The 8,421-nt window shown below is 44.1% G+C and carries 11 protein-coding genes and 1 pseudogene; 4 read left to right on the top strand and 8 right to left on the bottom strand.

The genetic code is table 11. The features are described from left to right. Together EWV84_RS11435 and EWV84_RS11430 are read right to left on the bottom strand one after the other, a co-directional pair. On the bottom strand, positions 1 to 813 hold an 813-nt coding region (locus EWV84_RS11435; protein WP_287078096.1), incomplete at its 3' end, for an amino acid ABC transporter substrate-binding protein. Positions 814 to 849: 36 nt separating this feature from the next. Beyond that, positions 850 to 1,590: a TIGR00297 family protein gene (locus EWV84_RS11430; RefSeq protein WP_287078095.1), complete on the bottom strand. Its 741-nt coding sequence runs from the start codon at positions 1,588 to 1,590 to the stop codon at positions 850 to 852. 46 nt (positions 1,591 to 1,636) lie between these two features. On the opposite strand from EWV84_RS11430, the gene EWV84_RS11425 reads away from it, so the two are divergent. After that, the gene (locus EWV84_RS11425) at positions 1,637 to 2,341 is read left to right on the top strand and encodes a cytochrome b/b6 domain-containing protein (RefSeq protein WP_287078094.1); all 705 of its coding nucleotides are present in this window, start codon (positions 1,637 to 1,639) and stop codon (positions 2,339 to 2,341) included. Positions 2,342 to 2,356: 15 nt separating this feature from the next. Here EWV84_RS11425 and EWV84_RS11420 read toward each other — a convergent pair whose 3' ends face one another. From EWV84_RS11420 to EWV84_RS11410, 3 genes are all read right to left on the bottom strand, one after another. After that, a complete protein-coding gene (locus EWV84_RS11420) occupies positions 2,357 to 2,596 on the bottom strand; it encodes a 2Fe-2S iron-sulfur cluster-binding protein (RefSeq protein ID WP_287078093.1) in 240 nt (79 codons plus the stop codon). 9 nt (positions 2,597 to 2,605) lie between these two features. After that, positions 2,606 to 4,081 carry a cobyric acid synthase CobQ gene (cobQ, locus tag EWV84_RS11415; RefSeq protein ID WP_287078091.1) on the bottom strand — a complete coding sequence of 492 codons (1,476 nt, stop codon included), beginning with the start codon at positions 4,079 to 4,081 and terminating at the stop codon, positions 2,606 to 2,608. A gap of 390 nt (positions 4,082 to 4,471) precedes the next feature. Then, the gene (locus tag EWV84_RS11410; protein WP_286827017.1) at positions 4,472 to 4,873 is read right to left on the bottom strand and encodes an Npun_F0494 family protein; all 402 of its coding nucleotides are present in this window, start codon (positions 4,871 to 4,873) and stop codon (positions 4,472 to 4,474) included. A gap of 115 nt (positions 4,874 to 4,988) precedes the next feature. Here EWV84_RS11410 and EWV84_RS11405 point away from each other — a divergent pair, with 115 nt between their 5' ends. The 3 genes from EWV84_RS11405 to EWV84_RS11395 all read left to right on the top strand — a co-directional run bounded on the left by EWV84_RS11405 (position 4,989) and on the right by EWV84_RS11395 (position 6,798). After that, a complete protein-coding gene (locus EWV84_RS11405) occupies positions 4,989 to 5,291 on the top strand; it encodes a hypothetical protein (RefSeq protein ID WP_286825311.1) in 303 nt (100 codons plus the stop codon). A gap of 55 nt (positions 5,292 to 5,346) precedes the next feature. Beyond that, positions 5,347 to 5,802 (top strand): (2Fe-2S) ferredoxin domain-containing protein, encoded by a 456-nt coding sequence (locus tag EWV84_RS11400; protein WP_287078090.1) that lies wholly within the window; start codon positions 5,347 to 5,349, stop codon positions 5,800 to 5,802. A gap of 315 nt (positions 5,803 to 6,117) precedes the next feature. Next, a complete protein-coding gene (locus EWV84_RS11395) occupies positions 6,118 to 6,798 on the top strand; it encodes a response regulator transcription factor (RefSeq protein WP_286825309.1) in 681 nt (226 codons plus the stop codon). Between the two features lie 92 nt (positions 6,799 to 6,890). Here the strand turns inward: EWV84_RS11395 and EWV84_RS11390 are convergent, their stop codons facing one another. The 3 genes and pseudogenes from EWV84_RS11390 to EWV84_RS11380 all read right to left on the bottom strand — a co-directional run. Continuing rightward, entirely contained in the window at positions 6,891 to 7,295 is a 405-nt protein-coding gene (locus EWV84_RS11390; RefSeq protein WP_286825308.1) for a DUF1622 domain-containing protein, read from the bottom strand. Positions 7,296 to 7,399: 104 nt separating this feature from the next. Then, on the bottom strand, positions 7,400 to 7,999 hold the full coding sequence (locus tag EWV84_RS11385) for an ATP-dependent Clp protease proteolytic subunit (protein WP_002734165.1): 600 nt from the start codon (positions 7,997 to 7,999) through the stop codon (positions 7,400 to 7,402). 65 nt (positions 8,000 to 8,064) lie between these two features. Then, positions 8,065 to 8,421 (bottom strand): annotated as a pseudogene (locus tag EWV84_RS11380) (RNA-guided endonuclease InsQ/TnpB family protein); the annotation flags it as partial.

Below are 8,421 nucleotides of genomic sequence, written 5' to 3'. Positions count from 1 at the left end.
GTTAATCCCAAATTCTTCCCCTTGAATTAAACTAAAAACGATCGAGCGGACGGCATTCGACCAAGGGGGATCACCATCGGCCACGGCCGGGGCCAAGGGTTCCTTAGATATTACCACTTCTAATAATTGATGATCCTGCGGTCGGGGAAAAACCGAGCGCCGGGCCACCAATTGGGAGCGATCGGAGGTGACGGCCTGACAACGCCCCGCCTGATAAGCTGTATATAAGGCCTCCACATCATCGGAAACGATCGGTTTATAACCTTGAACTCCCGCTTTTGCCATGGCATCGGCCAGATTTTGTTCTGTGGTGGTTCCCGATAGCACACAAATGGACTTTCCGCTCAAATCTTCTAATTTCTTAACATTACTGGCTTTCGTGGCCATAATTCCTTGACCATCATAGAAAACCGGGGTGATAAACTCCATCCCCAGGGCGGTATCCCGGTTAATCGTCCAAGTGGTGTTGCGACTGAGGATATCCACTTCTCCCGTCTGCACAGCAGTAAATCTCTCTTGGGGGCTAAGTTTACGATATTCGACTTTGGAGGTATCATTAAAGAGAGCGGCCGCAATAGCTCGGCAAATTTGCACATCTAAGCCCGAATATTCGCCTTTTTCATTAACAAAGCTAAACCCCGGCACTTCTCCGTTAATGCCACAAATTAACTTACCGCGATTTTTCACCGTTGGCAAGCGGCCAGCATCGGGACTACTTGCAGTAGTAGAACTAGAATTGGGTGGATTTTCCGTGCCACAGGCAGTAATTAGCAGTAACAGCAGGGTCAATGCACAAAAACGCCACTTTAGCATAGATATTCTCTGAAAATTTTTTTTAGTCACTTAATTTTAGCTGAAAGACCAGAGGAAGCTTAACAGTATAGCCACGATCGCACCGATAACCGTATTGATCACATTGACCAATTCATTAGTTAACCACAGAAAGCGAGTTTGTAGGGTAGCACCGATGAGACTTTCAATATTGGTGGCGATAAATGCCGCAATTACACACCATAACACACCGATAGGATCGATCGCACCGATAGCCCATGCTAACAGGGAAATAGCCGTGGCTGCCAGCAAACCGGCGAGCGTTCCCTCTAAACTAACAGCACCTTCTGTTCCCCGGGGGACGGATTTAAAATTAGTGATTAGATAAGTAGTTTTACCGTAAGCTTTGCCCACCTCACTGGCAGTAGTATCGGCTAATTTGGTGCTAAAACTAGCCACATAAGCGAGTATTAAGAGGTAATCCCAGGGAGAAGCGGCAAAAAGACTTAGGATAGCGCAAATTGCCCCCGCTAAAGCGGAACCCCAGACATTTTCTGGACCGCGTACCCCCGCTCTTTTTTCGGCGATTCCCTCTGCTTCCTTGCGCGCTAAACCGATGCGGGTGACAGTAGAACCGACGAGGAAATAGAATAAAACAATCAGATAACCGCGCCATCCTAAGCTTCCCCAGACAATTACCCCTAAAACCCAAGCATGGAGATAACCCATGGCAGTTAAGAGCTTTTTTGGGGCAATCCAGGCGATTCCGAGGAGGATGGTATTGAGAAGAACAGCGAGGAGCCAAGGATTAGTTAACATAGTATCGGGCTAAAGTTTACCTCCCCCCATTGTATCGATCGAGTTCATGAAAACTAATCAACCTTATCAACCTCTTTTACTGCGAATTCTGCACGGATTAACGGGAATTGCCCTGATTGCCGCCATGGTTACGGCCTATTGGACCTATGATACTTTTGACGGTCGTTGGTTAAAACTGCCCTTACCAGAATATGGAGAAATTGAAAGTATTCACGGCACTTTTGGCCTCTATACTCTGATTATTTTTCCTATTTTTGCTATCTATGCTTTTCGTCGGGGCAACAAAAGATTAATTCAAAGTGATTCTCTTAACAAATTAACCCAATTTGGTAAGCCGATTTGGTGGTATAGTCTCCATCGTTTAGTCAATACTTTGACTCTTTTTGCCCTAACTTTTGCTTTGTATAGTGGCCGGATGATGGATTCCAAATGGCTACCAGAAGGGGAATTAAATCACTTCTGGTATTATGCCCATTTGCTCAGTTGGTTAATTATGGCAGTATGTCTGATCCTGCACCTGCTCATGACTGCTAAAGTGGGAGGGGTTCCCCTGTTATTATCTATCCTTAAATGGCGTTTTCGTGAACAAGATAGTCCGAAATTATGGTTGTCTCAATTACGTCAATGGGGGTTAAGTTTGCGTCTAGCTAATACTTTTCAGTGGCTACAATCTCTTAACTTATATAAAGTCTTAGAAATTGTTGTTTTATTGGCTATTATAGCAGCTTGGATTGTTCCCAAGTTTGACTAGCTCTAAGGGAGCAACCTACCAAAGCGGATCGGAGTATAAATGAACGGTTAAAGAATCTCGATCGCTGGGGATACCGGTAATACAACTACAAATTTGAGTACCATCATCTAATTCTACTTCACAGGCGTGACAGGAACCCATTAAACAGCCGGTAGGAATTTCAATTCCTGCTTTTTTGGCCACATCTAATAATAGTTCTCCGGTTTCCGCTTCCATGATGATATCATCGGGTAAAAAACGCACTGAAATAGTCATAATTTCTCCTTACAAATGAGCAAGAATAGGTTTAAGATTTAAATGTTCTTCCAGTAAATTAGCCATAGTATCGAGGGTTATTTCTCTTTGTTCACTATAGTTAGCAATTCCCGTAGGCAAAGATAATAAACCGCGACGCTGACGCAGATGATTTAACCAAGTTCTTCGCCAAGAACCATTATCAAAGATACCATGTAAATAACAGCCCCAAATTGAGAGAGAATCATTGACAATTCCTAGACTAGCATCTTCCTCGAACATTTTTTGATAACCTGATTCACTTTCCCATTCGCTTATTCCTTGGTGAATTTCGTATCCCATTACCGGTAAACCAGCTTGGGGATAATTGGATAAAACTTGTCGTTGACGGGTAATTTTTTCGGCAGTAATTACCGTTTTTAAGGGCAGTAAATTTAAACCTGCTGCCTCACTGTATGTACTTTCTCGATGGTCAGGATCCAGGATTAATCGCCCTAACATTTGTAAACCACCACAGATGCCAAAGATAATACCTCCCCTTTGGTGATAGGCTTGTAATTGATTAGCCATACCACTTTGATCAAGAGCGATTAAATCAGCGACAGCAGTTTTAGAACCCGGGATAATTACCCCATCGGGATAACCTAAAGATTCCTGTAATTCTAGATAACGTACATTAACCGTTGCTTCACCACAGAGAGGGTCAAAATCAGTAAAATTAGCGATATGAGGCAGACGAATGACAATGATATTTAGTTCAGCTTTTGGTTTTTGGGCGGGGCGATCGAGTAAACTGAGAGAATCCTCGGCACTTAAAAAGATATCACTATAGGGAAGAACTCCTAACACAGGAATTTTTGTATAATCTTCTAGCCAAGTAATCCCCGCATCTAAGAGAGATTTTTGTCCGCGAAATTTATTGATCACAATACCTTTAATTAAAGCTCTTTCCTCCGGTTCTAATAATTCTAACGTACCGACGACGTGAGCAAAAGCCCCCCCGCGATCAATATCCACCACTAAAATAGTAGCGGCATCCAGATATTTAGCCACCCGCATATTAGTTAAATCGCGATGTTTGAGATTTATTTCCGCCGGACTTCCCGCACCTTCACAGACAACTAGATCAAATTCTGTTGATAATTTAGCTAAAGATTCTTTAATTGCTTGCCAACCTTGCTCAAAATAATTCTGATAATAATCCGCTGCCATGGTGACACCAACAGCCTTGCCTTTAATAATCACCTGAGAGGTCATATTTCCCTGGGGTTTTAATAAAATTGGGTTCATTTCTACCCGGGGAATTGTCCCCGCGGCCCATGCTTGCACCGCCTGGGCGTGACCCATTTCTCCCCCTCCGGCGGTAACATAGGCATTAAGGGCCATATTCTGACCTTTAAAGGGTGTTACCTGCCAACCTTTCCGGTTTAATAGACGACATAAGGCCGCAGTTAAAAAAGATTTACCCGCGTGGGATGTTGTCCCCACTACCATGATTGCTTTCATCTAGTTTTTTTAGTTGAGTATTTTCAGTGAACAGTAAACAGTAATCAGTAATCAGTGATCAATAAACAGTAATCAGTAAACAGTTGATAACTGATAACCAGTAACTGAAAACTCACATCTGATAACTGATACTAAATCCGTTGAGTATAGGCTACTTATGAGGAGAGGCACTCATGCAATAGGCAAAAGGGAGAATAAATAATCAGTCTTTAATAACCAGATTTGGTATGATAACTGATAACAATGGCCGAATCTACAACCTAATTTGTTAAGCTAAAAGCTTTGATGTACTTAGTTTATAACCTTTTTTTAGGTAGGAGAATTGCCAGATTCTTTCTATTAACCCCCCCCGATGTCGAGGGGTTGGGGGGGTTGCCTGTTGCCTCTTGCTTAAAAAGAAAACCAACGTTGCAGAGTATTTAAAAATCTTTGCCAGAAATTGGGTTTAGGGAAAAGATACCCTTGGGGTTGCCATTTTTCTATTAATTTCCTCCCTAAAGGAGTGAGACGAAAACTATCGGTTATCCCCTGTCCATCTACTTCGCGCCGCAAAATTCCCACTTTAATCAACCAGAGAAGATAGCTTTCCGCTGCCGCTTCCGTCAGCAGTCTGGAAGTATAACCTTTTTCTAAACCTCCAGGACCGGGGATGCTTAAAAGTGATACACTTCGCTCAAGCATAGCGGCGAATAGGGTGAGACGGAAAGGAGAACAACAGAGGGCGCGTTCAGCCCTAGTGATGGTAGCATCAGGATAATTGATCGCGGTAACGGTGGGAGTCGATAGGCTCATAGATTCCGGTCGTTTAGCTATTGATAAACTCATTGTTACATTGATCTGGCCTCAACCCCTGTCAACCCCAATCATCGATAAAATAGGGATGAAGTGTTAAGTAGCTTGAGTGTTTATGCAGTCTCCCGAACCGTTCGATACTAAATATACCCCAGAAGAAGTGGAAGTGGAAATTGAAACCGACGATTTTCCCCCCGTTGCTACCCCGGTTAGTTTCGCTGCCACTCTTGAAAAAGTTAAAACTTGGTACGGCAGCCTGTCCACACCGGCACAGGTAGTCGTGGCAGTGGCGGGGGTTTTTGTGACTTTTTCCATTTTAACGGCGATTTTACGCCTAGTCAGCGCAGTTTTAAGCGCTTTAATCCTCGCCGCTATCTTTTATCTCATCTATCGTTACATCCTCAAACCGAGAGTTTAGTCTGCTATGCACATTTTCTGTTCAATGTCAAGAGTTTAGTTGATAAAAAAAATTTATGGAAGAAGCAGACACCAGAGATATCTTGGGGGAAAATGTGGCTAAGTTGGGATTGGACCAGATCCAGCGTCATCTATTTCTCTGCTGCGATCAGACTAAGCCAAAATGCTGTGACAAGGAAGAAGGGTTAGAAGTGTGGGATTATTTAAAGAAGCGGTTAAGTGAATTAGAACTCGATCGCCCCAGCGCCGACCGTCCAGGCTGTATTTTTCGCACTAAAGCCAACTGTTTGCGGGTTTGTAGCCAAGGCCCGATTTTATTAGTGTACCCGGAAGGAGTCTGGTATCGAAGGGTAAACAAGGAAGTGGTCGAAAGAATTATCCAAGAACACCTAATCGGTAATCAAATCGTCACAGAATATGCTTTTCTTCGCCACGATTTACCGGCAATTTCTCTGAACTGTCCCAGAGAAGAACCCGAAACAATAGAGGAAAACAGGGTTAAAACTAGCTGAAACACAATTAATTAGGGTTTGCGGCAAAAAGTTTTTCGTGGGGGCAGGGTGTGGGGTGTGGGGTGTAGGGTTTTACCGATTTTGAGGGAGTCAATTACCTAATTTTTAGGGAAAAAGTCCCGGAATTTTCCCCCCAATCACTCCAATGGTCGGCACTTTTTGAGGGAAAAAAAGTCTAAAAACCTTGTTGGATAAGGTTTTTAGATTTATTCAGAAAACCCTAATTAACTACACATATCTAACTACCTGTTGCCTCTTGCCTGTCGATCCTTTGTCCGTCTCCATTCCCCTAACCCTGCAGCCCGGAAAATACCCATGAAAGAGACCAACAAAGACAATAAACAACTTTTATTAATCGACGATGACCCGAATTTAATACTTTTGGTGAAAGATTATCTAGAGTTTCGTGGTTATAGGGTGACAACCGCAGAAAACGGTCGGGAAGCCCTAGAAATCCTCGAATGCGGGGCAAATACTGCCAAGGCAGGGGAAATGCCCGATATGATTATCTGTGATCTGATCATGCCGGAAATGGACGGTTATGCCTTCGTCGAAAAAATTCGTCAGGATAGTCGTTTTAGTGGCATTCCCGTGATTTTTCTCTCCCCTAACGCTCAAAGTCAGGACAAGGTAACAGGTTTAACCACCAGGGCCGATGTCTATATGGTCAAACCCTTTGAACCGGAAGAATTAGTGGCCCTGGTGGAGTCTTCCCTCACACAAGCGGGCCGGTTGCTGAAACGCAGCACCCGCATCCATTCCCCGGATGTCACTCCTCTTCAGGTTCCGGGTAATGTGGAATTAACCCCAACGGAATTAAAAGTAGTACAATTGGTCGCCCAAGGACTGGCTAATCGGGAAATCGCCGAAAAACTCAATGTTAGCCAACGGACAATCGAAAGTCATGTGTCGAATATGCTTCATAAAACCAGTCTTCATAATCGCACGGAATTGGCCCAATGGGCGATCGAAAGTAATAAGCTGTTGACTATCTAGAGCTTGCTGAAAAACTTTTTTAGCATACCCTCAATAGTCAACAGCTTATCAGCGGTTAGGTCAGGTGATTGTCAACTCACCTTTTTTTGGCATTAAAAATCCCTGAGATTGTCCTGGGCTGCTAGTTGCGATCGCTCTTTTTCCATGGACAATTCCGTTTCCAATTCTTGGCTGAGGAAATAGTTGAGGAAAGTTCGGATAATAGCGATGAGGGCGAGTTTTGCCAAGGCTTCTATAGTAGGTGTGACGGTAGTAGCCACGATGTCTCCACCTAACTGAAACTCTAGGGCTAAAGATAGCCAAGTACCAAAACGAATGCGAATTTGATTGAAGGAAAAAGGGGGAAGACTGCGACGGTGACGATTAGACTGCCAAGCTAATTGTAGGGTTTTAATTAATCCGATCACCACACAAGCGATCGAAAGACTTTCTAGGCAAAACTTGATGATTGCCACGGCAGAGATCAAGCCTGTTTCTAAAGCTGCTAAAAATTCCATACCCAACAGACACCCTCTTATCCGATAAACCAACCTACCATCTAAGGAAGTTTGTCCAATGGCAGTTAGAACAGGGTTCTCGCCTGTTCTAACCTCTGACTGACTTAAGCCGGTCTTCCCTCCACCACCTTATCGATTAAACCGTAGGCGACGGCTTCCTCGGCGGAGAGGAAATAATCGCGGTCAGTGTCTTTTTCGATGCGTTCAATGGTTTGTCCGGTGCGATTAGCCATAATTTCGTTTAATTGCTGGCGAATACGCAGGATTTCCTTAGCTTCAATGTCGATATCCGTCGCTTGCCGGCGCCCGGTTCCGCCCATGGGTTGGTGAATCATAATCCGCGCATGGGGAAGGGCGAGACGCTTACCCGGACTACCAGAAGCCAGTAAAAATGCCCCCATAGAGGCCGCTAATCCCACACAAATAGTCACCACTTCCGCTTTGATGTACTGCATGGTGTCGTAGATGGCCATGCCGGCGGTAACGGAACCCCCCGGGGAGTTGATATAGAGATAGATGGGTTTAGTGGGGTCTTCCGAGTCGAGATAAAGCATTTGGGCCACAAGGGCATTGGCTAACCCGTCGGTGACTTCCTGCCCCAAAAAAAGAATGCGTTCCACCGAAAGACGGCTGTAAATGCTAATCCACTGTTCGTATTGGCTACCCGGCAGACGGTAGGGAACTTTTGGCACACCGATAGGCATAATTGGTAACAACTCCTGCTAATTTGTATTGACACTCCCATCGCTAAAAACGAGGGATTCTTGGTTCAACGAGTTTTCTTAATCTGACAGGACGTGTCCAACCAAATCAGAGGAAATCTCTCCCCAAGCTTGAGTTCCGGTATGCCCTACCGTACTTAGTCCCTTTTTGAGAATATTGATAGCGGCGTTAATATCTCTATCTTCTACATAGCCACAATGGGGACAAACATGGGTTCTCGTAGATAGAGATTTAGGTACTTTTTGATCACAATTAGAACAGTTTTGACTCGTGTTATTGGGGGCTACTGCTACCGTAGCCTTACCATATTTAAAACCAAAATATTCTAACCATTGCCGAAAAGTTGACCAAGCCACATCATTGATAGATTTAGCTAGTCTAGAGTTTTTTACCATGCCTTTAA

Source organism: Microcystis sp. M_QC_C_20170808_M3Col (genome assembly GCF_007095505.1).
Lineage (GTDB): Bacteria > Cyanobacteriota > Cyanobacteriia > Cyanobacteriales > Microcystaceae > Microcystis.
The sequence above is the reverse complement of the archived record's forward strand: the minus strand, read 5'-3'. Positions and strand labels throughout refer to the sequence as shown.